This is a genomic window from Bacillus lumedeiriae (genome assembly GCF_044891285.1).
GTDB classification, from domain to species: Bacteria; Bacillota; Bacilli; order Bacillales; family Domibacillaceae; genus Pseudobacillus; species Pseudobacillus lumedeiriae.
Window position 1 is genome coordinate 21,604 of the sequence record NZ_JAUIYO010000004.1, and the last position, 25,175, is coordinate 46,778.

Sequence of the window (25,175 nt, forward strand, 5' to 3'; positions counted from 1 at the left end):
GTTAGATTTAATAAAGAAAAATCTATGAAAATACAAAAGTAGAGCCAATCATTTTCTTTCAATGACTGACTCTACTTTTCTTTTGCCCTATCACACGTTCAACGACAGCCTACAGTTCTGATGTATACTCGAATGTTTCTTCCCCATCATTGATTGTGTATTTGACTACATTTTTCTTCGTTGCCCAGAGGCCAATTTTATAAGAGATGCCGATTCCAAATCTTTCGCCAGGCTTAATTTCCACAGGAATTTCATTGCTCAACAAATCAGCTTCGCTGTAAACAGTCCTTCTTGTATCCCCTTCATACACTTCCACTTTTTCTACTTTTACTGTCTGACTGCCCATATTGATAAACGAAGTGCTTATGCCTTTGATTTCGTTATTAATGGTAACAGACGCATACGAATTGAATTGCAGCAGCGGTTTATTACTTACAGTAATATAGCTGGAAGCTTGTTTTCCGCTTTCAGTTGTAACCGTAATCGTTGTCGTTCCTTCACTAACAGCAGTGACTGTTCCATCCTGTGCCACTGTTGCAACATCAGGATTGCTTGATGTCCATTGTAAACTCGTCGCAGGTCCCCCAGTCGGTGTAAGAGTCGCTTCCAATTTATACGTCTTGCCTACTTTTAATACGTAACGACTTTGATTAAGCGTAATGCGCTCTTCTTTAAAATATTTAATGGCTGCTTCTGCTTCTTCGAGTGTCGTTAAACCTTGTATTTCTGCGTCTTCTTTAATAGCAAGAACTTTATTCACTAGTGCGCGCGCGTTTGTAACAGCCTCTTCATCCTGGAGAGTAACTTTTTCCGGCAGTGCAGCGATCGCTGCTTCTGCCTCCTTCACTGCAGGTGTAAGCGCATCATACTCAACTGAAATGGTGTATTGAACACCTTCATGCGTAAATGTAACTTCATTCTGACCATGCACAAGTTCATGTTCAAGATCGATTTCTACTGCTTCTTCCTCTTTAAATTTCACTGAAATCGTGTGTTCATCCACAATATTCACCGTGTCAATCACTCGTTTTGGCTCAGAAACCGTGACCGTTATGTCCATGATGACCGCTTTGTTGCCAGTCACGTCAGTCGCTTTATAGGTGATCGTGTAGACACCCGGAATTTTTGTATCGATTTTATCAAATGGCTGACCATTTTGATTGGTGATGACACTCGTTACTTTTACAGATTTCCCATTTCTATCTACAGCCGTCACGTCAGGCATGGCAAACTCCGCACCGTATTCAACGTTGAAAGAATGTTCCCCGCTGTAAGTAAACGCAGGTGTCTCCCAATCAATGTTCGGATTCGCCGCGTTGGCGCGATACATAAATATAGCGAATTCACCACGCGTTACATTTTGCACCGCTCCGAATCGATCAGGTGTCTTTCCTTTCGTGATTCCATGTTTCACAAGCGCATCCACGTATTCGTCCCATCTGTCACTGACATCGACGAATTCATTTTGAACACCTTTCCCATCAAGTTGATAGGCGTTCGCAATAACTTTTGCCATTTCTGCTCGTGTAATATTTGCCTCAGGCTGAAACAAAGTACTGGTTTTACCGTTGATCATTCCTTTAGCATACACAGCGTTAACAGCCTGTCTCACCCGGTTGTTCAAATCTTTGAACGGAGACGGAGGAGCCGCTTTAACGTCCAATTTAAGTGCATTCGCAATCATGACCATTGCGTCGCCGCGCTTAATCGAAAGATCTGTACCGAATAATTCCTCCGAATATCCCTTCGCAATATCATGCTCAACTAAGTAATCCACCGCTTCTTTATAACGGCCATCTGGATGCACATCCTTATAATTAGCGGCTTGAGCCCCTGATGCGGCCGCTGTTAACGCAATAACGGCAGTGGCCGCAGCTGCGATGAACTTGTTGCAAAAACTTGACCTTAATCCCATATGTACTTTCCTCCGACGATGTATTCTAGTAGCTTACAAGACGTAACCCCATGCTCTATTTTAGCAAAGAAATCCTTCTTTTTTGCCTTGCGCCCACACAAAAGTTATTACCATATATTACATTTTTATCCACGAGCAAATGATAGATAAAAAGAGAGGAAAACAAAAGAAGAAACCATGCTTTTATAAACACATGATTTCCTCTATCTAATAGCATAATTGATCTGGAGCGACAGGGGTCTGACCCCAATGCCCGATCTTCCTCAATCTTTCGACAAACTTCGGGTAGTGACAGGCACTCTCCTATAGTTTCATCGCTTCTATATATTTCTTTTTCTTCTCTTCGTCCGTCCCTGTAAAATAATCTAATACGCTATGGATATTCATATAAACTAGCTGATTGGATACATGATTATAATAAAAAAGCGGACAGCTGCTCCACCGATAAAGCTCAGGACGATGGATCATTTTGGCTTCAACTGGATTCAGGTGAATATAGCGGCTGACATTCAACATTCCTTCTTTCGTGTCTATCATTTGATCAAAAAAGCGCTTTTCGAATACATGGCCTGTGAGACGGTAACGGGTATTATAGTAATTAGCATACCTTTTGTTGATGAGTGACATTACTTTGGAAATCGAATGCTCCTGTGAGCGCATTTGCAGATGAAAATGGTTGGTCATTAAGCAATAGGAAGCCAGTTCGAAGGGGTATTTATCATACAGTTGATTGAGGATGTGGAAAAAGGCTTGAAAGTCGTTAGCGTGACGAAATAACGGATCACGGCGATTTCCCCGGCAAACGATGTGATAAAACCGATGAGGTATCCATATTCTTTTCTTACGCGCCATTAGTTTTCCCTTACAGCTGTAGATTGGTTTGAATGATTCGTTCGCCTGAACGTCATCGCCTGCCAGATGGATTCATCCGTGATGCTGCTTTCTCCCGCCAAATCAGAGATCGTCCTTGCCAGGCGGATCAGTTTGATCTGAACGCGGCTGCTCCATTGCTGCTTAACTGCTATCTGGGCAATCATGTTACGTTGGCTTTCCGTCAGGGGGCTTGCAGCTGTTAACATTTCAAATGGCACCTTTGCATTGCATAGTTGCTCTTGATACCTTTCGAATTGTCTGTCTTGTGCCTTTTTCACACGAAGACGAATAGCCGACGATGTTTCTGTTTTTGCTGTCTGTTGACTGAGATTCACTGATCTTAAAGACAGCAGAATATCGATTCGATCATAGACAGGCCCTGAAACGCGATTTTGGTACGCTTGGATACTTTTCGGGCTGCATGTACAATAACGAATGTTGGAGCCAAGGTAGCCGCAAGGGCAGGGGTTCATTGCTCCAATGAGGATAAAAGAAGCGGGATAAGTAACAGTGGAATGCGCCCGGCTGATCGTTACTTTGCCTGTTTCCAACGGCTGTCTGAGCATATCGAGCGTTTTTTTCGTAAATTCCGCCATTTCATCTAGAAACAAAACACCGCGGTGAGCGAGTGAAATTTCCCCCGGCTTCGGGTAAGTGCCGCCGCCTATAATGGCAACAGAAGAAGCGGAATGATGAGGATGTCGATAAGGAGCGATTTGCGGAGAAACAAGCTGTTCTTTTGCCAGTTGGTATAGACTAATGACTTCCAGCTGGGCCTCTTTCGATAAAGGCGGGAGAATAGAAGGAAATGCTTCTGCCAGCAGGCTTTTGCCACAGCCAGGAGGCCCGCTCATTAAGACATTATGTCCGCCGGCCGCCGCTATTTCTAATGCGCGCTTTGCTTGTTCATGACCGATGATATGACAGAAATCTTTTTGATAGCCAGGCATGGGAAAGGATCTGTCCGCTGCTTGTGTAGGTGTATCGAGCGGCAGCAAAGTTTGTCCTGCTAAATGTTGTAATACTTCATCTATATGGCCAACAATGATGCAATCCAAATCCTCCAGCATCTCAATCGGAATGACTGGATCAAGAGGAAGATAGACTTTTTTGAATCCTAAGGCCTTAGCTGCAATGAGGGCAGGCAGCATTCCTTCCACTTTCTCGACAGTGCCATCTAGCGAAAGCGCCCCGATAAATGCGGCATCTTGCGGGATTTCTTCCTTTAAATGATCCAACTCTTTCAATAATCCGATCGCCATGGCCAAATCAAACAACGGTCCGTTTTTCTTTTGCTCCGATGGGGACAAATTCACAACAATCTTCTGATCCGTCACATCACCATCCAGCGTCCGTACCGCCGACAAGACACGTTCCTTCGACTCCTTCACAGAAGCATCGGGCAGCCCGACAATCACCATCGACTCCGTTCCCTGCGACACTTGAACCTCTACCTGAACACGGTACCCTTCCAAACCTTTCAAACCAATGCTTGAAACTTTTACAGTCAATCAATAAACCTCCTTTAGCTTTGTATGCTAATCAATGGTAGGAAAAATAAAATAGAAAATGAATTTTCACACGAGGACTGTGCAGAAAACATGAAGAAATATGAGGGAGAAAAAAAGAATTTCTACGAGAAATAACGCTCTCTATGACCTATATTCGACACAATCAAACAAATACCTGCAACACCATGATAAAGTAGCAGGGAAAATAAAAAAAGAAAGACCCTGCAGAGATTGTATTCTCCGCAGAGCCTTCTTTCTTCCCAAGAACACTCGTTCGACATCTACCGGGTGATGACAGGCAACACTCTTTATGGTTTATCTCAGGGTTTATTTCATGTATAATGAGAATATAATAAAAAAGAGAAGCGTTGGTAGCGCTCCTCCCTGCAACCTCTACCGTCAGGGTGATGGTTGTCAAAATTACTTGTTAGTTTTTCGAGAACCACCCTTTTGCTTGCGACGGCGTAGGGTGGTTTTCTTGTTTTCTAGTATGTTTTTCCGAAAGAAATACGCACTTACTTCACGCACGATCCCTTTCAGAACTTCACGAAGAAATTCAAGAAATGTTTCCATGATTATCACCTCCTTTCCTAAAACGGAAAGAAGAGCGACAACCTACCACCCTCACAATATTCAGCTGCATTTCAATTCTATCACATTGCTATTCCATTTTTTATACAAAAATAAAAAAAGAAAGCCCTGCAGAGATTTTACTCTCCACAGAGCCTTCCAAATATCTTTCGACATATTTCGGGGAGTGACAGGCACTCTACCTAAGTCCTCTTCTGGTATGAACTCGTATCCAATTTCTTCTTGAGCTAACTCCACGGCTTCATAGCCCACTTGTACTGCAAGTACAGTTTTACCAGTTAGCCTCTTGTAACCCTCAATGAACCAGTTTATGCATTCCATTTCTTTTCCTCCTTTTTAAATGTAGCCTTTTTCTTTTAATGAAACATACTTACCGTCGCCGATCACCAAATGATCGATGACATCAATTCCAATGATCTTTCCTGCTTCTACTAATCGTTTAGTCACTTCTACGTCTTCTCTAGATTCATCTGGCTGCCCGCTTGGATGGTTGTGAGCAACAATGATTGACGATGAATTAGATAAAATAGCAGTCTTCATTACCTCTCTTGGATGTACCAAACTAGCATTCAAGCTCCCTATGTGACAGATGTTAATTGCTGTCGGCTGATTCTTCGTGTCTAGGCACATCACCACGAAATACTCTCTGTCTAGTTCACCCAGAAACTGCTTGAACAGCCTGTAGCCATCTTCCGGACTTCTTACAGCACGCTCCGGATACAAGAAGCTCTTCTCACGAACCATTTTTAGGCTAACGATGTTCACACGTTTAGCAGGTATCTTCTTGTCACTTTCCTTCACACCCAGCAGTTCCATCTGTTTCACTTTTCGTTCTTCGTACGTGTTCATTCTGCATTCCTCCTAAAATAGAAATAGCCCTAACTCCGCAAGGGAATTAGGGCTTAAGATAAGCTTATACATGATTATAATATATGGTTGAAAAGTTGGTTGAAACGGAATAAAGACAAAAGAAAAGCCCTGCAGAGATTTTATTCTCCACAGAGCCTACTACTTTTAAAACTATTACTTTAATACTTTAACGTGGTGGGGGTCTGACCCCAATACTCTGCAAGATTGTACTTTTTCCTTCATAGCCCATCGCCTCAATTTCTTCAAGAAGTACTACGCAGTTGGTCGTACCTTCCTGAATTCGCTGCAGAAGATAAGGCTTGAATGGATCAATCTTGCTACCTCGTTTCTTCCTGGCCTTGCTTTTGGGCATTTCTCCATTTTTCAAATACTTGCTGATCGTTTTTCGGTCAAACCCTGTTTCCCTAGCAATCTCTGTTTGAGTCCAGCCTTTTTGATGTAAATCTCGAATCATAAAAAATTCCCCTTCTCTTAACACCGTCACGTCACTCTCCTAACTTAAAGCTACGTGACGATTATCTGTTATGATTGGGGAATTTTAAACCGGAGATATTGTCCATTTTAACGTCGGAGATAACATTTCTACTAATTCATAAATTGGCTCAAGAGGTTCACCTTCATATGGATTACTATTTTTGTTCGATATAAATATTATTGCAAACACAAGTAATACTATTAATGTGCATGTGGTAATAATTTTTTTCAAAGCTTTCTCCTCATTTCATTTATTAATTATTTCTAAGAACTTCTAACAATTAAAGTTGTGCCAATTAGTATTAAGCAATTATTATCACTAATATTAAACAGTAATCTCTTTCTATCAAATGGCTATATATCACTACAGTATTTCGTAAATGCTTTTCAAAGTATAAGTATTCTAGCACATTTAATGAATGGGGGTCTGACCCCAGATTCTGGGGAGTGACAGGCACTCTCCTTTTAAAACCCGAACTATTATGAAATTCTAAATTAGAATTCCTCATTATAGTTCGGGTTTTTCTTCGGCTGAAAACCTTCTGTCCAGCCTCTTTTTGTAACCTATCAATCTTTCGACAAAACTCGGGGAGTGACAGGCACTTTCCTTTAGAGATGGGAAAAGCTGTATAATAAAGTTATAGCTAATCAATTGCAGCAATACGAGTGCACCACTTGAATGTAATGATAAGTATAAGCTAATAATTGCTGCAACAACTGCGAAAGATCGTGCAATATTCATTTGCTTACGAGCTGAAGTATCTGGCTTCAATGGTATATAAATATTAGACGTTATCATTGAACCAACTGTAATGAGCATGACTGAACATGGTACTAAAGATGCTAGTAATCCCGCTGCCCCAATTAATCCTACAAACCATGGATCAAATGTTTGAAATACTAATTGAATTAATGCCAAATCGCTTTCCGCTCCTGATAGATTGGGAATCGTTAATATCGCTGCTAATCCGATAAAACATGAAAATAGCTGCATTAATGAATATAAAGGCATTAAAATAGAATTTTTACGAAGGGCTTTGTCACTTTTTGCTGCATATGTTGATAAAAATGTATGTGGCCAAATGTATACTCCTAACCCCATTAAGACGATGGAAGAGATAAACCATACAAGACTTAAGCCTGTATCTGGAAAGAATAAGACTTGAGCTTTCACTTCAGAAACATCTTTAATCATTGATCCAATACCATCATGATAATGGAATGGGAAGTACAGACCTAAAAATAAAAGCACGCCAAATGTAAGAACATCCTTAATCAAAGCTACACGGGAAGAACCGTGGAGTCCTGAAATTAATGTATAGATTACGACAATAATGCTTCCAACCCATATTGCTACTGTAGCAGATATTGCCCCGTAGGACGCAACGGACACAATCAGACCTAATCCTTTTAGTGCCATTACAATCATTGGCACAATTGCCACTACACCTACAATTGTAATTAGTTTCCCTAAAAACGGACTAGTATATTTCTTCTCAAAAAATTCACCTTGCGAGACTAAATTATGCTCTTTACTGTAACGTCTGATTTTTGGTAGTAGAAAATAGCCAAGAACACAGCCAATTGAAATATACGTCATGATATAAAGTGTTGCAATTCCACTATTATAGGCTAGTCCCACTAATCCAGTTAAGGAGAATGCGGTAAAAAACTCCCCCGCTAATAAGAAGAAAGTAACGATCGCACCCATGCCTCGTCCACCTAATGCCCATTCTTCCATATTTCCATTTTTACCTCTGCCTGCTTTGATCGCCCAATACATACAGACGATCACAAAGGCAATCATAATTGTTATAGAAATATTCATTCTACACCCTCCTCATCATGTTGATCGAACGTATACATCACCCAAACAGTTAAGGAAGTTAAAACGACACACAAAACAATCCAAAACATTGATAAAGGCAACCCCAATACATAGGGTTCAATTCGATTCGTTAAAGGTACACCAATAAGAAAACCCACAATCGGAATTAACGCTAGAAAATGTAATGGCTTCAAATTATTCTGCCTCCTCTAATACTTTTTCTAATAAAGGCTGTACAAACTTTTGCATACGATTCATGCCCTCTTCCAAATTCTCCATTGAACATGCATACGAAATACGGATGTACCCTTCGCCATATTCAGAAAAACCATAGCCCGGAATGACGGCTACTTTTACTTCATCCACAAGCTGATTGATAAATTCATTCGAACTTAAACCAGTCTTTTCAATTGAAACAAATAAATAAAACGCACCGTCTGGTTTGATTGCTTCCAAGCCCATGTCCATAATACGTTGATACGTGTAGTTACGTCGTTTTTCATATTGCTGACGCATTTCTTCGACTTCTGGTAAATCGTGATTTAATGCCTCAATGGCAGCGTATTGACTGACTGAACTTGCACATACACAGTTAAATGCATGAGCTTTAAACATTTCTTCTGTTATATAAGCAGGGGCTAATGTGTAGCCAATTCTCCAACCTGTCATGGCATGGGACTTTGATAAACCATTGATGACTATACATTGCTCTTTCATTTCTGGATATGAAGCGATTGAAATATGTTGCAATCCATATGTTAGTTCACTGTATATTTCATCTGAAATAATAAAAACATCTTTCCCTCTTAATAGATTTGCGATTTCTTCTAATTCATGAGCCTCTAAAATAGCACCTGTAGGGTTTGATGGATATGGTAAAATAACACATTTTGTTTTTTCTGTTAAGTTTTCTTCAATTAACTTTGCAGAGATTTTAAAATTGTTTTTACGAGTATCCACAAATACAGGTGTTGCGTAGCACATACGAATAAGTGGCTCATACCCGGGATAAACAGGTGCTGGTAAAATAACTTCATCACCCGGCTCTAAAATCGCACGGAAAGCAATATCCAGCGCTTCACTTGCGCCATTTGTAATTAAAACTTCATCTTCTGGACGATAATTTAGTTGGTAATGTCTTTGTACAAAGTCAGCAGCAGCCTGTCTAAGTTCAAGCACACCTGAGTTATGTGTATAACCAGTTTTACGTGCTTCAATTGCACGTTTCCCTGCTTCTAAAATGGAATCTGGTGTTACAAAATCCGGTTGTCCAATTGTAAAGTTAATAATCGACGGGTCATTCGCCACTTTGTTTCCGATTTCACGAATGGCAGAAATTTTGATGTTTGTTAAGGTTTTATTAAGTAAATGATTCATGATGCCCTCCCCTTGCTAACTATATATTTGAGTACACTTTATGTAGTTAGCAAGAATCATGCCAAATTGAAAACGCTGATAAATCAACACTTTCAAAATAGATCACATTGAATTTATAAGATAATTTCGAATGGGTGATTCTAATTCGATTCAATTTTCGTCAAAAAAAGCATAAATCCCCTTTATAACGTGCTATATTTTCTTACATAGGGATTCAAATACGAGTCGTTTACGAATCAAAAGAGCTGATGGTTTAAACTTTCTGACATATGGAAATGAATTAACAATGGGGATAAACACTTCGACAACAAAGGTTTTCCAACAATTTGATGAGCAATTATTTTTAAAGTTGTTAAATACATGAAAAGGTCCTATTTAGATAATCGATAACAAAGGGAATGTATTGTGGGTGAATCAACCAGCTTATGATTTTATGGATTTTTTAAAAAATTTTGATAGAATTGAATGAAATAATATAGAATTTGGTGATTCAATTGGATAAATCAGCCCTTTTCCGAGATGAAAAGAATAAATTATTTTTGGATATTATGAACTCGATTAAGGATGGTATTTGGGTTCTTGATAAAAGTGGAACCGTAATCTGGGTAAATGATGCTGCAAAGCGGGGACTATTTGAGGCTGACGAGGTTGATTTAATCAACCAAAGTGTACTTGATATGGAAAAAAGAGGAGTATTCTCTCCTTCTATTGCCCGTCTCGTAGTAGAGAACAAGCAGTTTATCAACACAGTACAAGTTACAAAGAACAATCAGAAATTATTAGTGTCCGGGGATTATATTACCGACGAAAAAGGCGAGATTGAATTTATTGTTACCCATGCGCGCACGATCAGTGAAGCATTAAATATGAATATGGAATTGGAAAAAGCAGAAGAGCTTTTACAGCGGTATAAAAACCAAATTCGGCAAATGATCCATCAAAAAAATAAAGAGCAAGTAGTAGAACCATTTGTTGGGAAAAGCAAGGCATTTCACTCTGCCCTTGAGTGGCTTGAAAAAGTGGCAGATGTTGACACAACCGTTTTAATTACAGGTGAAACAGGAGTAGGAAAGAGCGTCTTTGCGCAAAAGATCCACCAATTAAGTAACCGGAGAGACAAGCCTTTCGTCCACTTGAATTGCGGCGCTATTCCTGAGTCTCTAATTGAATCGGAGCTTTTCGGCTATAAGAAAGGGGCCTTCACAGGAGCTAATAATAATGGAAAAATAGGGCTGATCGCCGCTGCGGAAAATGGAGTATTGTTCCTTGACGAAATTAGCGAACTCCCGTTGCATTTACAGTCTAAATTACTTTTATTCCTTCAAGATAAAACGTATATACCGATCGGAGATTCACAAGTCCATCAAGCAGACGTTCGAATCATTGCCGGCACAAACGCTAACCTTTTGGAAATGACGAAAACCGGGCAATTTCGTGCCGATTTATATTATCGGCTAAATATATTGCCTCTGACTATCCCCCCACTGCGGAAACGCCGGGAAGATATCGTTCCCCTTTTAGACTTTTTTCTGAAAAAATATAATAACAAGTACCAAAAAGAGCATATCTTATCAGGAACATTAATCAAGATCTTATATAACTATGACTGGCCGGGAAATATTAGAGAACTAGAGAACTTATTAGAACGATTAGTCATCACAGCTTCTAATAAAGTGATTAATGAACAGGACCTGCCTAGTAACTTTCGGCAAGAAGAGACAGAAAGAGCTCATTTGCTGGATACCTTGCCAGAGAGTCAAACATTGACGGAATACCTTAATAATATTGAAAAAGAGATCATTGAAAAAACCTATAATCAACTTCAAAGCACAAGAAAAACAGCTGCCAAACTAGGAGTCACCCAGGCATATATTGCAAGACGGTTCAAAAAGTACAATTTAAAAGTCACAGAAAAGAAAAATTTAACGAGTAGAGAATAGATTTTTTAAAAAAACAGAGAGCCATAACGACTCTCTGTCTCTACTTGTGTTTCGACAAAATCTAGCAAACTTCGAGGAGTGATAGACACGCCACCTCTTACCTTGGCCAGTCCCTGATGTTTCCATTCATTTTCTACTGCTTAGTTTCATACAAACTCTTCACTTCATTAGCATTAAGTGCCCGATTATAAATTCTAAAGTTATCCAGTGAACCATCTAATGGATACCAATTGTCAGCTTGTCTTCCAATGCTAAAACCACTAGATGTGCTTAAATCAATAGGCGTTGCTTCACTATTCTCACTATATTTAACCCCGTTCACATAAGAAACAGCTGAATTTGCCGAAATTACATAGGAAATATGAACCCATTCATGCGTATTTAAAATCCCACCAGCCTGAAGCCGTATGTTATTTGAAGGATAATAAAATGTACTATTCCCCCAGTTCGTGTATAACAAGTTACTAACTTTACTCCCTTGGAAAATGGAATGAAACCCCTCTGTTTTTTCATTTCCATTTCCGTCAGTCCCTCTCTTATTATTAATTTTAAGCCAGTAAGAGATTGTGATTTCATTAGAGAACTGAAAAGACGGGTCAAATGGGATGCTTATTCTATCTGGTGAAGATAGCCCGCCTAACACAATTGCTTTTCCACTTCCATCGACACCTTGTTCATAATTAACACCGCCAATGAGAGTGCCATTTATATGATTGTCGGAACTATCAGCAATATTATTCTCGAATTTTAAATAGAGTAATAATTTACTTTCCAAATCAATGCTATTCCCGTCTTATACCACTTTGTCTTCATAGCGGTGGCCTTATAACGAGCCTTCACCGTGCAGGCGGCTTTCACCGCACACGGCGATCTATCAATAGTAAAAGTCAAAAAAGCAGCCAGCTTAGACTTTCATCTAAGCTGACCGCCTACATTACGACATTACTTTCGGGGAAATAAGTCGGTAAGAATTCTACTACTGACTGGGTTCCTTCGCTCCCACATGTTTTATCCTTCTCGTATGTTACCATACAAGTCCAATCGGCATGTGATCGTCACTACTATGAACCCGCAGCCATCTTTTCGGCTTCACCGGTTCTATCTAACCTCTTCCGAAAAGACTTCAAACGTTCCATCATGCTGCTCCATTGTTTTGATGACCGTAGGCTTCCACTATTCAGGTGTGGGCATGACCCGTTTAACAGTTCAAATTGTACCGGATCACCAACTCGTAATTTCAAACGAGAGAATGGAATATGAACTCCTAGCCATTCGCACATTCCATCGTTCCACCCTGCCTACATGGATTCGTCGACCTAGCCATAGTCACCTTTTAAAGACCCCCGCCCCGGAACCACCGGGTACGACTTCACCTGACTTCACCCCTTCGAGCAGATAGGCTCTCACTGGATACAGGAGGATTAGGCTCGTGATCATAAGGAACCGTTCACCACGCGTCAGAACTTCCCTGACGAATACAGCACGACAGTTAGAAAAAAGACCCCATGGGGAGGAACTAATTAAAGTCTTGCCCATGAGGTCTGATTTCCACTTCTTTCGCTAGATTACTAGCTTATGAAGTAACGTTTCGTATTTATTGGTTAGTAGTAGCATTAATTGCAGCTGTTTCAATTGCCAAGTTCTTATTGTTAGCAGCATCTTTCAATGTGTTAGCTGCAATTTTCACTTTGTTTGTTGCTGTAGTTAATGGAGAATTAAATTTAATTGTAACTGTCTTACCAGACAATGTTACTGTGTCTTCTGCAGCTAAAGCTACAAAGTCTGTACCATTAGTCGCTACAGTAACTGCTGCTTTAAGAGCGGCTTCATCAGCAAGAGCATTAGAAACTGCCTCAGATAAAGTCAATGTAAGAGTTTTATCATCAGTTGCAAGTGCAGCAGTTTTTAATGTTGGTGCAGTAGTATCCGCTAAGGCTGTTGTAACGCGTACTGGCAAGTCAAGGGCTACACCATCTTTAATGACTGTCAAACGGTAAGATGAACCAGAATCTGCAACAGTATCGCCACCAACATCAGCTACAGCTACTTCGTTGCTACCTTTAGTAAATGTATCATCTGAAGTAAACTTGATATCTTTAAATCCTGCAGCTGTTACACTGTCAGCAGTATTAATATCAAAGTCAGTAGCTACACCAAATTGGTCAACTGTCCAAAGATATACTTTGTTAGTAGTATTGAAAGTAATAGTGTCTGTATAGTTCGCCGCTGTCACTTCAGTTTTAGATTTAGCATCTTCTTTGTCAGCTACTGCTTTATCCATTGCTTTTACTGCAACTGTTTGAAGAGCATCTTTAGAGATTGTTACTTCTTTTTCGATTGTCTTTGTACCTTCATCAGTCGCTACGTTAATTCGGATTTTACCAGTAGCATCTTTATCTAAAGTATCATCAGAACCAGCTACATACCATTTTCCATCTGCTGCTTTATTAACTGTTACATTAGAAGTTACAGCTGTTACACCAAGAATTGATGTGTTTGGTACAGTTAAGGTAGAACCGTCTGTAGCTTTAGCAAGTACTTTGATTTCTTGAGCATGCTTGTTATCGCCCATTTCACCAGCATCAAGAGCTGTATCTGCACCGTCTCCATCTTTATACAACTTAGCAATATCAGCTACTTCATAAGTGAATTTTTCTGAAGAGTTTGCTACTGTTGTGAATGGAATTTCTACTGTATCAATAACTTCTGCGCCTTTTTTAAGTTCAGCAACAAGAGTTGCAGAACCAGCTTTTGTTGCTGTAACTGTAACTTCAGGAGTTCTAATATCATTGTCAGCTGCAGATAAAGCTACATATTCACTATCAGTATCATTTTTCAGTTTGTATGCAACTGTATAAGCTCCGTTAGCTCCAGTTTTAGTGTTGTATTGATCAAATACATCAAAGTCTACAGTAGTTTTTCCACCAACTACAAGTGATGTTGCATGTTTGCTATCTTTAGAAATAGCTAGATCGAATGGAGCTACTGCTTCACCGATTGTTACATCAACTTTCGTTGTTTTGCCAGTTGCATTTAATGTAACTGTAACTGTTGCTTTTTGTCCTTTATCAACAGCCCCAGAAGTGATTACCAATTTACCATAGTTGTCATGTCCAGGTGTGTCGTTGATTACAGCATTTGTAACAACAGTGCTGTTAGAAGAAACTACAGTGAAGTCTCTAGCTACGTTACCTGTGTAATCTTTCGCATCAACTTTGTTACCGTATTTGTCAGTAACAATTAGATCTACTACTTTTGTTCCTGAAGCCGCAGCTTCGACAGAAGCGTCAGCAAGCGATACCGCATATGGAGTACCTGCTTTTTCATTTACTTCAAGTGCAACTGTTGAAGTCTCACCAGTTACTTTATTCAAAAGAATAAGATTAGTTTTACCAGCTTTTTCGAATTTCGCGATGTTTAAGACTGTTTGATCTTTATCTTTTGTGAATGTTACGTTGCCTTTTACTAGAACACTTGAGTCTGTAGAGATAACTTCTACATCACCAGCTTGAAGTTCTACGTCATTACCATATTGATCTTTAGCAGTGTAAGGTACTTTAATATTTGTTAGATCTTCTGTAAGAAGTGTTTTACCTGCTGGTAATTGAACTTCTCCAAGAGAAATTGAGTGTAATTGAGCACCTGTAACAACTTTTAATGTTTTAGTCGCTTTTAGGCCTGTGTCATTGTGAAGAAGTGTAACTACAACTTCATCATCTACTTTGAAAGCATCTTTGTCCGCATCAGATGCGCCATCTGTTTTAATGAAGAACACTTTATCAGTAGAATCAAAATCTAATGTTTTAGTAGTGCCTTGTGTTTTGTTGAAAGCAGTTAAAGTATAGTCTCCCTTAGCTAAAGGTAACTTTTCACCATATTGATCTTTAAGTTCTACTCCAACTTTTGCTTTCGCTGTATTATCAAGCAATTGCTCACTTGTAACTTCTAAAGTAGTTGCTTTTTGAGCTTCTACTTTACCAGTTGCAGTTAAAACTTCTTCGCCAAGACCTTTAACTGTTACTGTGTATTCACCAGCAGCTAAAGCAGCACCGTTTGTTCTTACTAATTTTGCAACTTTTCCTTCGAAGCTATCAACTTTAACTAGTTGAGTAGAACCGTCTTTTTTCACTTCAAAAGTAAGAGCTTTTTGCTCGTCAACTGTTAATTCTTTATTAAATGTTACTCCAAGAGTTTTAGCGTTAATCGCTTTTACACTCTCAACAGCCGGAGCAACAACTCCAGGTACTTCAAACCCAACATCAGCTTTAGGTGCTTCACCGTTTACAGAAGTTAATTGGTACTTAGTACCAGCTTGTTGCTCTTCAGTAGTCAATACAACAGTTGTTTTTGCAGCTGCTGCTTTTGCTTCTGCTTCTTTCTTCAATTCTACTTTTTTCACTTCTAAAGCAGGATCGAATTGAAATTTAAGAGCTGCTGCTTGTTCAGCTGTTAATTCGCCGTCGAATGTTACTTCGATTGTTGTAGAGTCAACAGATGCGATTTCTACTACTTCTGGAGCAGGAGCAACTGGGTTTTCAGCTCTGAATACGAAGATCGCGAACTCACCACGTGTAATTGAGTTAGCTGTACCGAACGTAGTTTCTGTTTTACCTTGAGTGATGCCAGCTTTAACTAATTTAGCTACAGCGTCAGCATAACGATCAGATACGTCAGAGAATTTATTTTCAGCTTTTTCTTCTAATTTATAAGCTCTAGAGATAATGATCGCCATTTCTCCACGAGTTAGGTTATCGTCAGCGCCGAATTTTGTTTCCGATTTACCGCTGATGATCCCAGCTGCTTTAAGAGCATTAACTGCACCTTGACGATGTTTAGGAACATCTGTGAAGCCTGCATCTGGTGCTTTTTCAGTGTCTAATTTAAGAGCTTTCGCAAGCATAACTGCTGCGTCAACACGTTTGATGTTTTTAGCAGTACCGAATTGAGTTTCTGAAATACCTTGAGTGATGTCGTTTTTCACTAGGTAGTCTACTGCTTCTTTGTAACGATCAGATACATCGCCGAAATTTAATTCTGCTGCAAACGCAGGTGTTACTGCAGATGCTACCATAGTAGCTGTTGCTGCAGTTGCAACGAACTTACGATAAGACTTTGGTTGGTAAGCCATGTGATAGTTCCTCCTGTTTTGTAAATAATCTTTTAGTTTATGAAACCAATCAGCCGAAGAGCTGGTTGTTCATTACATTGGTTAATCTTGAGCTATCTTTCGTGCCAATCTTCACATACTTATGTAGTAATTGGATTGATTGGTAGATTTAAACTCAAATCCTATTCTATCAAAGTGCTATTGATTTTCAACCATTTTATCACTATTTCCATATTTTAATAATTTTGTTACGTTTGACATGAATATGAAAATAAACTGGCAATCTCTTGTCAGTTACTCATGGATAAAATAGAAAAGTTTTCTTGAAAAATCATAGCTTTCTCATTATATACCAACTTTGCGGAAAAATGATAGTGTTTACCCTTACTTTTTTGTCAATTTCTTGTCATGTTTGTAGAATGAAAGATATGGTTCCTTAATTTTCATTGGAATTTATACGAAAAATCTACAAAAAAAAGAGGCTGACGAAAGGGTCCGGCCTCTGTGAATAATCGGTTGTATTTACTTAGCTAAAGGGATAGAGCCCTTGGGATTGTTTTTTGTTTCATTTTTGTATCAAATGTGTATAAAGATGACGGGTGGCTTGTTCGAGCTGTTCGAGTGAATAGCGCTCCGAGGCATATTGATATAATGTTTCGCCCATGTCAGCAAGCGTTCCCTTTTTTCTGCGCCCCACTGCCCCGTGGAGGGCTTCAGCATAGGTGGAAGCATCACCGACTGGCACGATCCAGCCGGTTGTTCCGTCCTCTACGAGTTCTTTCACTCCGCCGACGTCGGTCGTGACAATCGGCACGTGCTGATTGGCCGCCTCTAGCAGCGCAAGCGGGAAGCTTTCACTATAGGAGGCGAGCAAAGCGAGGTCGGATGAGGCATAGATTCCGTCTACATCCGAGCGAAAACCAAGAAAATGGACATGGCTGTTTAGTTCTAGGTTTTTTACTTCTTCTTCTAATTCCTCTTTGATCGGACCATCCCCGACAAGCAGCAAGTGCGGGCGCTCTTCCGCTTCGATTCTTTTCATCGCTTGGAAGACGATCGTATGGCCTTTGATCGGATGAAGCCGGGCGACCATCGCCATAACGAAATCTTCATCTGTCAGGCCAAGTTCGCTGCGCGGGATCGGCTCTGCGTTTTCTTTCATAAAATGAATGCCGTTGTAGACGGTGTGGATTTTACTGCCGTCGATGCCGAGCTTCATTAAATTTTGCTTAAACCGCTCTGACACCGCAAAATAGCCGTCCATTTTTTTCACGGCGTACATACTGAGTGCCGTGAAGACTTTCCCTTTCACACCCGACTTCACGAAATCAAGCGACGGATCGCTGTGGACCGTTGTCACCCAGCGGATGCCGGTTTTCTTTTTCAAATAAATGCCGAACAAGTTAGCGCGCGGGCCATGTGTATGCAGGAGATCGAACTGTTCTTCTTCGATGAAAGCAACGAGTTTCTTTAAAATCGACAAATCGTAGCGCGAGTTCTGAGAGAACACTTCCGTACGAATGCCTTTTTGCCTCGCCTCTTCGGCAAACGGACCTTCGTGCATGAGAGCGAGCACGACTTCGTCTTTCGAGAACTGCTCGAGCAGTGTGATGACGTGCTTACGCGAGCCACCGGTTTCTGCGCCGGTGATTAGGTGGAGAATTTTCAAGTTGGGCACTTCCTTTGTAACAGTGCCAGGGGATCTCTGAAAAAGTGCCAGGCACTTTGGACCGCCTGGGCACTGGGGTATTTTTTAAACAGGCATTTCCTTTTCAAAAAAGTGCCAGGCACCTCCTGCCCTGTTTGGTGGAAAAAGCGTTGTTGGGGGGTGGGAGGATGCCAGGCACTTTGGCTATTTTTTCAATAGAACTTTCAGTAAGAATTTAGGCAGGGCTGTTTGTCTTTTGATGCGTTTTGGTTCTTTCATTAGGCGGTAGAGCCATTCGAGGCCGAGTTTGCGGTAGGCGGCGGGCGCTCGTTTGACTTTGCCTGAGTAGACGTCGAAGCTGCCGCCGACGCCTTGGAATACTTTGACGTTTGGTAGGTTCGCCATGTTGTCTTTGATCCACAGTTCTTGGCGCGGGCTGCCGAGCGCGACGAAGAGAAGGGCCGCTCCCGATTCCCGAATTTGCTGCACGAGTGCGTCCTGATCCTTCACGTAGCCGTTGGCATATCCCGCAACGCGAAGGTTCGGGATGCTTGCTTCGAGCTTCTCTTTCGCTGTGCGGACGACGTATTCTTTGGCACCGTAGAAGAAGACGCTGTGTCCTTCGTCAGCCGCAAATTGCAGCAGACGCCCCATCATGTCGACGCCGGTGACGCGTTCGCGGAGCTGGCCCCTTTTCAGCTTCGACGCAATGATCATGCCGATGCCGTCGGCGATTTGATACGTCGAGTTGTTGATCAGCTCCTTCACGAGCGGGTCGCGGCCGGCGGTGATGACTTTCTCCGGGTTCACCGCAATAACGGTGGACTGGCTTCCTGCGGCGATTCTCTCTTTCAAATCCTCAATGATTTCCTCATATGTGTAAGGCGACACGGAGACGCCTAAATATTGTTCCTTTTTCATCACAGACATCCTTAGCTGTTGATTGGTTTCACCGCGATGGCTTTCAAGCCGGTAACGTCGCCGATGCGGTAGACAGTAAGCCCCTCTTCTTGCTCAAGGTTCGTGCAGTTTTTCGTATCAAAAATAACCGGCGTTTCCATTTGGGATAGGAGCACGTTTTTATCGATCATTTTAAATTCATTATGATCGGTTAACACGACGACAAGGTTGGCGTCTTTTACCGCTTCTTGGAACGAAACTAGCGCGAATGGCACTTGTTCGTCTCTTACGTGCGGATCATGCACACGCACGTCATAGCGCGGGTTCGCCAGCACCTTTTCCACGATTTCAATCGCTGGGCTTTCACGGACATCGTCAATGTTCCCTTTATACGTTAAGCCAAATAACGCGATTTTCGGTTCTTTCAGTTCAGCTGTCAGCTTAATAATCTGCTCAATGACAAAGTCCGGCATCGAGTTGTTAATGTTGCGGGACAGCTGGATCATGAGCGCTTCTTCTGGCGCTTTTTCCACGATAAAGTACGGGTCCACAGCAAGGCAATGGCCGCCGACGCCTGGTCCCGGCTGGTGAAGGTTCACACGCGGGTGCTTGTTCGCCAGCTCAATCACTTTATGAGCATCAACACCGAGACGGGCAGAGATTTTCGCCAGTTCATTCGCGAGGGCAATGTTGACGTCACGGAAAGTGTTTTCCATGAGCTTCGACATTTCCGCTGTCACGGCTTCTGTTTCGATGACATCACCTGTCACGATTTGACGGTACACGTTCGCGGCTTTCGTCGCTGCTTCCGGTGTCAGACCGCCGACGATGCGCGTGTTCTCCACGAGCTCAATTAAAATGCGGCCCGGCAGTACGCGTTCTGGGCAGTGGGCAAGCGCGATGTCTTCTTTCGGGTTGAAGCCAGCCGCTTCGATGATCGGTGCGACGACGTCATCCATCGTGCGCGGCGGGATCGTTGATTCGACGATGACGACGTTGCCTTTTTTCAAATAAGGAACGACCGCCTCTGTTGCACTTCTCACGTAATCAACGTTCGCTGTGCAGTCCGCATGAATCGGTGTCGGGACGGAAATGATAAATACGTCCGCTTCCTCCGGCTGAAGCGACGCGCGCAGGTTTCCTGCGGCCGCGACTTCTTTCACGACTTCCGGCAGGCCGACTTCTTCTATTATAATTTCACCTTTATTTAAACGTTCAACGACTTGCTTATTCACATCGACTCCAACGACAGAAAAACCGGCACGGGCAAAGACGGCCGCTGTCGGCAGACCAATATATCCTAAACCAATGACGCAAATTTTTTGCATGTAAAAAAGTCCTTTCTCACTAGAAGTTGTTCAAAATCATTCGTTGTTTTCTTGTTTGAACATCTATTCTTATCACAGTACAGTTGAAATTCTTTGCTTTTCATAGTATAGCAAATTCACTTTCAGCTTGCACTAATTTCGTTGAATGTGCCTAGTATCAATGTTAAAATGTAGTTATTTGATTTGAAGGAGGACATCCGTTTGAAGGTTGTTGTTTCGGGATTTTATGGATTAGGCAATACCGGCGATGAAGCGATCCTGGAAGCGATTGTAGATAATTTAAAAAATGAAATAGACGACATCGATATTACAGTGTTTTCACTTTCGCCGGAGCAGACGGCAAAGGATCATCACGTGAAGACGGTGTATCGCGGCTGGCGCCATGACAACAAAGGCAAGATCCGGGCGCTTAGACAAGCGGACCTGTTGATCAGCGGCGGCGGCGGCTTGCTGCAGGATACGTACCCGACGAAGTTTCTATTCGGGCCGCTTCCTTATTATTTGCTCATTGCCTTTTTGGCGAAGCTGTGCGGGGCGAAGGTGATGTTCTTTTCCCAAGGGATCGGTCCAGTAACGTCGACGTGGGGAAAGATTTTAATGAAAGTGTTCGCGAACCGGGCGAATTTCGTAACGGTGCGCGATCAATATTCGAAGGATTACTTACATAATCTCGGTGTGAAGCGTCCGGAAACGGTGGTGACGGCCGATATCGTCTTCGCTTTTCAGAAAAAAGAGGACGATGCTTGTATGAAGAGTCTGCCGCTGACAGGCAGTGAAAAGTTAGTCGCAGTGTCGACACGTCCATGGTTTGAACACGATGATTATTATGACAAGCTCGCCGATGTGCTCGATGATTTGATCACGACGGAAGGCATTACGCCGGTGTTCGTGCCGATGGAAGGCCACCACGATGTGAACGCCTCGAAGCGGGTGATGGAAAAAATGAAGCGGGCTGATGACTGCTTCCTGCTCGGCGGTGATTTTACGCCAAATCAGTATTTGAACTTTATCGGTGAATGTGAAATGACGATCGGCCTGCGTCTGCATTCGTTAATTTTTTCCGCGCTGACAGCCGTGCCTCATATCGGCATCAGCTACGATAAAAAGGTGGAAAGCCTGCTGAAGCGTTCCGGCATGTGGGAGTATTCGTTCCCTCTTGAAGCGTTTGACGCGGAGAAAATGAAAGAAAACGCCCGCTACGTTCTTGCCCACCGCGATGAATTGAGTAAGGTCGTTGCCGGCAATGCGGCTGGGATGCGTAAAGATGCCTTAGAAAATATTGAACTATTAAAGAAAAAATTTATGTGAAGCGAGGGTTTTTCATGAAGATTTTGCTTGCGACGGTGTACCATTACCCGCATGTCGGCGGTTTGTCGGTTCATGTGGCGACGCTGAAAGCTGGTTTAGAAGCACGCGGCCATGAAGTCGATGTGCTGTCGTTTTCCGATATACCTGAATTTACCCAGAAAGCAAAAGTGCGCGGCCCCGGCTTTTTAATGAATAAAATGTCAAAAGGAAAAGGCTTCGTCTACGGCTTGCAGACACGTAAAAAAATGCTGCAAAAGCTAATGGAAGCCGCTAAAAGTAAAAATTACGACATCGTGAACGCCCAGGAAGTGTACGCGACATTCGCAGCGCTCGACGCCGGGCTTCCTGTCGTGTCAACGGTGCACGGTTATTTAACGTACGAAGCGTTGAGTGCCGGCAATATTTTAAAAGACAGCCCGGAAGAACGCTTTTTAATGGAAGAAGAAGTGAAAGCGTACCGGAGCACGCGTGCGATTATTACGGTCGATACGCGCATTAAAGAGTACGTGCAGCGTGAAGCCGGCATTACCGGCAAAGCGATCCGCAACTTTATTAATGTGGACGATTTCCGCCCGGACAGCGAGAACAAAGCGGCATACCGCCAAAAACACGGCGTCGATGCCGATGCCCCTGTCTTCTTCGTGCCGCGTCGCTTAACGAAGAAAAACGGCGTCATCTATCCAATTTTATCCTTGCCGGCTGTGCTTGAGAAATACCCGAACGCCCAGCTGATCTTCGCCGGAACAGGTGAAGCAATGGACGAAATGAAACGATTGATCGCGGAACGAAACATTGGGGGCAGCGTTCGCTTGCTTGGCGCCATTCCTCATGATGTCATTAAAGAATACTATGCCCTGGCCGATGTCGTCTTAGTACCGAGCGTCCACTCCGCCGGCGTAGAAGAAGCGACATCGATCTCCGCTTTGGAAGCCATGGGCTCCGGCCAGCCGCTCATCGCCTGCGCCGTCGGCGGCTTGAAAGAAATCGTTGACCATGACGTCGATGGACTGCTCGTCGAAGAGAAAAACGTAGAAGAATTATCTGCGTCGATGATCGAGCTGCTGGACAACCCAGAAAAAGGCCGCCAGCTCGCCGAACGTGCTCGCGCGAAAATCGAAGCCGAATACTCACACTTGGCCGCTGCGAAGAAATATGAAGAGATTTACCTTGGAGCGAAATAATAGGAGTGGGAACCCCCTGCCGCCTGCTGGCGGCGGGGGTTTTTGTGTTTATGCTTGTGTGATGGCGCGCATACTTTGGTGGTTTTCGTGCACAAATTGCGTGGGGCCGCGCATAAAATCAGGGCACCCGCGCACAAATCTACGGTATCCGCGCATAAACATAGCTCACCCGCCCATAAAGTGCTCGCTCCCGGATGCAATGTATTTATGATTTGAATGTTGGCAGTTGGTACGTTCGATTTTTTTGATTTCCGTAATGGGGCAATTTTAACGCTCTTAACAAGCGGGTCGCGATTGAGCGGGAGTCGATTTGCAAGTACTCGCGGAATTGCTTGTTTGTGATCGTGCTGCTATGCAAAAGTGCGTAGTCGGTTAGTGCTCCAATATGGTCATCACTCGAATAGCGGCGGCACTGAAGGCAGTACCATTTTCCCTTCATTCGTTTCATTGGAATGTGCTGACAAACGGAACATTGGACACCTTTTAGCAGTTGGGATTGGGAAATTTGAAATTGTTTGAGGACATCGGGATGATGGGGCACATGATGTTTGATGAGCTGGCTCGCTGCTTTTTTCAATTGTTTGATGGTTAACACGTTTGTCTGATGGAGTTGATGAAGCTGATCGACTTTATAGGGGATAGCTGCGGCGTGGATAACTTTTTGAAATACTTCTTTATGTTCGGGATCCGTGGTGATTTTCGTGGAAGGAAAACTGATGACGACGAGCGGATGGATCGGAAGCTTAGGGATGTTCTGACTGGTGAGCCAGTTTTGAAGCTGATGTTGTTGACGGCGGATCTGCAGGATAGGATCGGAAAATACGTCTTCACGATCTTCACGGGAACGGATCAGCTGGTGGAAGGATTGATCAAAAAATAGGGTGCCTGTGATATTTTTACTTTCCAGAATGATGGCCATGTTCGTACAAAGGATCAATGTGTCGATTTGAAAGAAGTGTCCATTCGTACCGAGCAGCCGCAGTCCGTGGAAAATCATATGCTGCCTGTCGTCGAGAAACGACAAATGGTAATCAAGCGCTTCTTCACCCCGATAGCCCGCCCAGCTTTTTTCTAATTCACCTTGAATGTCAGGCCGCTTCGGATGAGATTCCGGCAGCCGCCCCCATAAAGCTTCTAGTTTCTGAATCTTCAACGGAATGGTTCTTTTTTTGACAATCACACTCTCTTCCCCTTCCCTATGGATGTCACTCCGAAAGATTCCCTCCCGGAGTGCGGTTTAAAATTTGATAGCATGCTCCAGCGTGCTCGCTGTGCGGATCGATCCAAAGTTCAACCCGAGCTGCACGGCTGTTTGGGCAATTTCAGGACGAATGCCGGACAGCGTAGATTTAACGCCGATTAAATTCAGCGAGTCAATAAGCTGAAACAGCTGACAAGCGACCATTGTGTCAATCATGATGACGCCTGATATATCAATGAGTAAGTGACTGACCCGCAGGTTGGAGCACTGCTGCAGCGTGTTTTCCAAAATAAACTTTGCCCGCTGCGTATCAATGTCCCCGACTAAAGGCAGCAAAGCGGTTCCACCTTTTAACATGATCACCGGCGAACTTAATTCATTAATCATTTCGCGCTGGGCTGCGAGCATTCTAGTTTGATACGTATACGTTTCTTCCGTGAATTTCAAAATAACATCATCAAAGGCCTTCACAAACTTTTCTTTCCAGCCATTCATGCGTTCCAGACTGACATCTTCATTTTCTCTAGTAAACTCATCAACAAAGCCCAAATATTGTGAACGAACCCTCATGAACTCGCGGATAATAAAATGAATAGGCGTGTTCACATGATCCTTGCTTCGTGACACTTCAAAAATCCACTCATCAAACTGTTTATAAAAAACGGCTTCTTCCTCAATCAACAGGTTGCACAAATACTGATGAAACCTGAAATTCTGATTTTTCAACTGGGCAATAACAGCCGGATCCGTGGAAGCATACACACCCGTCGGATCACTCTTGTCCAATGAGTCATACCACTCTTCGGTCAACTGCTCTGCCCGTTCCATTAAAAATGCATGCATTCGCTTGTTTAATTCCATAGATGCTCCTCCTCCCTCCCTATCTATTATTACTTTATTTGGGTTAAATTGCTAGACGTTCGTCACAAAATGGGACGCAGGCACCAGCCGCAGAACCTTCCAGACGGCGACCCATCGGAATTATGCGCATGTTTACTAGATTTGTGCACACGATTTCAGCGTTTATGCGCGGCTTGAACTCTTTTATGCGCGCACCTTTGGCATTTGTGCGCAGCCCCCGCTCTTAACTTCCCGCTCGATTTACGGTATGATTAAGTATTGA

Annotated in this window: 19 protein-coding genes and 1 pseudogene; 3 read left to right on the top strand and 17 right to left on the bottom strand. The window is 42.6% G+C overall.

The window, feature by feature from the left end; genetic code table 11:
* Nucleotides 1-109: 109 nt before the first annotated feature.
* The 10 genes and pseudogenes from QYG89_RS07725 to QYG89_RS07770 form a co-directional block, all read right to left on the bottom strand.
* Complete coding sequence (locus QYG89_RS07725; RefSeq protein ID WP_404316259.1) at nucleotides 110-1,915, bottom strand: S-layer homology domain-containing protein; 1,806 nt, start codon at nucleotides 1,913-1,915, stop codon at nucleotides 110-112.
* 303 nt (nucleotides 1,916-2,218) lie between these two features.
* Nucleotides 2,219-2,767 carry a transposase gene (locus tag QYG89_RS07730; protein WP_404316261.1) on the bottom strand — a complete coding sequence of 183 codons (549 nt, stop codon included), beginning with the start codon at nucleotides 2,765-2,767 and terminating at the stop codon, nucleotides 2,219-2,221.
* Entirely contained in the window at nucleotides 2,767-4,299 is a 1,533-nt protein-coding gene (locus tag QYG89_RS07735; protein WP_404316263.1) for a YifB family Mg chelatase-like AAA ATPase, read from the bottom strand. Before QYG89_RS07735 ends, QYG89_RS07730 begins: the two co-directional genes overlap by 1 nt.
* 420 nt (nucleotides 4,300-4,719) lie before the next feature.
* Nucleotides 4,720-4,872, bottom strand: a complete 153-nt coding sequence (locus tag QYG89_RS07740) for a hypothetical protein (protein WP_404316265.1) — start codon at nucleotides 4,870-4,872, stop codon at nucleotides 4,720-4,722.
* 60 nt (nucleotides 4,873-4,932) lie between these two features.
* A complete protein-coding gene (locus QYG89_RS07745; RefSeq protein ID WP_404316268.1) occupies nucleotides 4,933-5,211 on the bottom strand; it encodes a hypothetical protein in 279 nt (92 codons plus the stop codon).
* Nucleotides 5,212-5,226: 15 nt separating this feature from the next.
* Nucleotides 5,227-5,706, bottom strand: coding sequence for a RadC family protein (radC, locus tag QYG89_RS07750; protein ID WP_404316586.1), 480 nt, complete (start codon nucleotides 5,704-5,706; stop codon nucleotides 5,227-5,229).
* A gap of 232 nt (nucleotides 5,707-5,938) precedes the next feature.
* A pseudogene (locus tag QYG89_RS07755) lies at nucleotides 5,939-6,238 on the bottom strand (helix-turn-helix domain-containing protein); the annotation flags it as partial.
* 504 nt (nucleotides 6,239-6,742) lie between these two features.
* Entirely contained in the window at nucleotides 6,743-8,062 is a 1,320-nt protein-coding gene (locus QYG89_RS07760) for a sodium:solute symporter family protein (protein ID WP_404316270.1), read from the bottom strand.
* Nucleotides 8,059-8,256 (bottom strand): DUF3311 domain-containing protein, encoded by a 198-nt coding sequence (locus QYG89_RS07765; protein ID WP_404316272.1) that lies wholly within the window; start codon nucleotides 8,254-8,256, stop codon nucleotides 8,059-8,061. Before QYG89_RS07765 ends, QYG89_RS07760 begins: the two co-directional genes overlap by 4 nt.
* 1 nt (nucleotide 8,257) lies before the next feature.
* Entirely contained in the window at nucleotides 8,258-9,439 is a 1,182-nt protein-coding gene (locus QYG89_RS07770) for an aminotransferase A (protein WP_404316274.1), read from the bottom strand.
* Nucleotides 9,440-9,933: 494 nt separating this feature from the next.
* Between QYG89_RS07770 and QYG89_RS07775 the strand changes: the two genes are divergently transcribed.
* Complete coding sequence (locus QYG89_RS07775) at nucleotides 9,934-11,379, top strand: sigma-54 interaction domain-containing protein (protein ID WP_404316276.1); 1,446 nt, start codon at nucleotides 9,934-9,936, stop codon at nucleotides 11,377-11,379.
* 133 nt (nucleotides 11,380-11,512) lie between these two features.
* Here QYG89_RS07775 and QYG89_RS07780 read toward each other — a convergent pair whose 3' ends face one another.
* The 5 genes from QYG89_RS07780 to QYG89_RS07800 form a co-directional block, all read right to left on the bottom strand.
* A complete protein-coding gene (locus QYG89_RS07780; RefSeq protein ID WP_404316278.1) occupies nucleotides 11,513-12,154 on the bottom strand; it encodes a LamG domain-containing protein in 642 nt (213 codons plus the stop codon).
* An 819-nt stretch (nucleotides 12,155-12,973) separates the two neighbouring features.
* Nucleotides 12,974-16,507: an S-layer homology domain-containing protein gene (locus tag QYG89_RS07785; RefSeq protein WP_404316280.1), complete on the bottom strand. Its 3,534-nt coding sequence runs from the start codon at nucleotides 16,505-16,507 to the stop codon at nucleotides 12,974-12,976.
* Between the two features lie 544 nt (nucleotides 16,508-17,051).
* A complete protein-coding gene (locus QYG89_RS07790; protein WP_404316282.1) occupies nucleotides 17,052-18,155 on the bottom strand; it encodes a glycosyltransferase in 1,104 nt (367 codons plus the stop codon).
* A 183-nt stretch (nucleotides 18,156-18,338) separates the two neighbouring features.
* Nucleotides 18,339-19,055: a WecB/TagA/CpsF family glycosyltransferase gene (locus QYG89_RS07795; protein ID WP_404316284.1), complete on the bottom strand. Its 717-nt coding sequence runs from the start codon at nucleotides 19,053-19,055 to the stop codon at nucleotides 18,339-18,341.
* 11 nt (nucleotides 19,056-19,066) lie between these two features.
* A complete protein-coding gene (locus tag QYG89_RS07800; RefSeq protein ID WP_404316286.1) occupies nucleotides 19,067-20,362 on the bottom strand; it encodes a nucleotide sugar dehydrogenase in 1,296 nt (431 codons plus the stop codon).
* 201 nt (nucleotides 20,363-20,563) lie between these two features.
* On the opposite strand from QYG89_RS07800, the gene csaB reads away from it, so the two are divergent.
* Together csaB and QYG89_RS07810 are read left to right on the top strand one after the other, a co-directional pair.
* Nucleotides 20,564-21,670 carry a polysaccharide pyruvyl transferase CsaB gene (csaB, locus tag QYG89_RS07805; protein WP_404316288.1) on the top strand — a complete coding sequence of 369 codons (1,107 nt, stop codon included), beginning with the start codon at nucleotides 20,564-20,566 and terminating at the stop codon, nucleotides 21,668-21,670.
* 14 nt (nucleotides 21,671-21,684) lie between these two features.
* Complete coding sequence (locus QYG89_RS07810; protein WP_404316290.1) at nucleotides 21,685-22,851, top strand: glycosyltransferase family 4 protein; 1,167 nt, start codon at nucleotides 21,685-21,687, stop codon at nucleotides 22,849-22,851.
* Nucleotides 22,852-23,056: 205 nt separating this feature from the next.
* On the opposite strand, the gene QYG89_RS07815 is transcribed toward QYG89_RS07810, so the two are convergent.
* Nucleotides 23,057-24,031 (bottom strand): nuclease-related domain-containing protein, encoded by a 975-nt coding sequence (locus tag QYG89_RS07815; RefSeq protein ID WP_404316292.1) that lies wholly within the window; start codon nucleotides 24,029-24,031, stop codon nucleotides 23,057-23,059.
* A gap of 57 nt (nucleotides 24,032-24,088) precedes the next feature.
* Nucleotides 24,089-24,913 carry an STAS domain-containing protein gene (locus QYG89_RS07820; protein ID WP_404316294.1) on the bottom strand — a complete coding sequence of 275 codons (825 nt, stop codon included), beginning with the start codon at nucleotides 24,911-24,913 and terminating at the stop codon, nucleotides 24,089-24,091.
* Nucleotides 24,914-25,175 lie beyond the last annotated feature (262 nt).